Annotated in this window: 2 protein-coding genes; one reads left to right on the top strand and one right to left on the bottom strand. The window is 36.6% G+C overall.

All coding sequences use genetic code 11. The features are described 5' to 3' along the window. The coding region (locus FTT98_RS17800; RefSeq protein WP_180177627.1) for an RNA-guided endonuclease TnpB family protein at nucleotides 1-923 on the bottom strand (923 nt) is incomplete at its 3' end. Nucleotides 924-962: 39 nt separating this feature from the next. Here FTT98_RS17800 and tnpA point away from each other — a divergent pair. After that, nucleotides 963-1,343, top strand: a 381-nt coding sequence (gene tnpA, locus FTT98_RS17795) for an IS200/IS605 family transposase (RefSeq protein WP_180177626.1), incomplete at its 3' end; no start/stop codon positions are given.

Raw genomic sequence — 1,343 nt, 5'->3', positions numbered from 1 at the left:
TTTTTTATCCCTAAATCTTCTACAGCATACGTGGTCGCTTGGTTTTCACAGATCAAGTAATGCGTGAGTTTGTGATGTAGGTCTAAGCGTTGCAGGCGCACTTTTTCATGGATGAATGCAACACTTAATTTTTGACGTTGATAATTCTTTGATTCTTTCTTCTTTCGAGCAAATATCTTCTGCTGTATGGATAGTCGGTTTTGAGCCTGTCGCAAGTATTTTGGATTTTCAACCTTATTACCATCGGATTGAATGAGCATGTGATTCAAACCCATATCAATTCCGATGGTTTGATCAGCTTGAATTGTTGTTGATGCAACAAGTTCTAACTCTGACTCGACCAAAATCGAAGCATAATACTTACCTGTCGCTGTTTTGCTAATGGTGACAGTTTTGATTTTCCCATTAAATACCCGACTAAATACAGTTTTTATCCCTTTAATTTTAGGTAGATGAAGTAATCCGTTCTCAAAGCTCACTGTTGCGTGCTGAGGGCATTGATAAGACCGTTGCGGTATTTTCTTGGATTTGAACCGTGGGTAGCCGACAAGATGACTTAATGGGCGTTTTTCATCAGGATTTGGTTTATATCCTTTGATCTTTCTGAATTCAACCTTGCCTTTCTTTAATCGCTGAAAAAAGTTGTTGTAAGCAGTGTGTAGGTGAAGTAACCCACTAAGAAGTGATTGACTATTCACCTCGTTCAACCATTCGAATTCAGGTTGTTTTTTCATGGCAACTAATTGGTCTTGAATATCCTTTTTTGATAATAATTTTTGAGTTTCAGAATGAGCTTTAGTTTGAAGTGCTAAAGCCCAATTGAAAATAAAGCGAGTGCATCCGAAGTGCTTTTCAAATTGCACTTTCTGCTCAGAAGTAGGATAGATGCGATATTTATACGCTTTCAAAAAAGGTTGTTTCATGGTTATAATTTAGCAAATTAATTGCTTAGTGTAAATGTAATGAAGTCACATTATCACTGTGTTTATAAACTTACATATCATTTAGTGTTGGTAACAAAATATCGCAAGAAATGCCTTTCAAATGAGATGATCAATCGGCTTGAAGAAATTGTAAAAAAGAACTGTGCTGATTGGGAGATTGACTTGATTGAGTTCAATGGTGAAGCTGATCATATTCACTTATTGTTAGATATGCACCCGAACATCATGCCAAGTAAATTCATCAATAATCTAAAAACTGTATCAAGCAGACTGATACGCAAGGAGTTCGGTGAAGAACTAAAACCTTATTATTGGAAACCTGTGCTTTGGACGAGGGCATACTGTCTACTTACAACAGGTGGAGCGACAATTGATGTAATTCGAGAATACATCCAAAAC

Origin of the sequence: Acinetobacter sp. YH12039 (genome assembly GCF_013420015.1) — a bacterium.
Lineage (GTDB): Bacteria > Pseudomonadota > Gammaproteobacteria > Pseudomonadales > Moraxellaceae > Acinetobacter > Acinetobacter amyesii.
The sequence above is the reverse complement of the archived record's forward strand: the minus strand, read 5'-3'. Positions and strand labels throughout refer to the sequence as shown.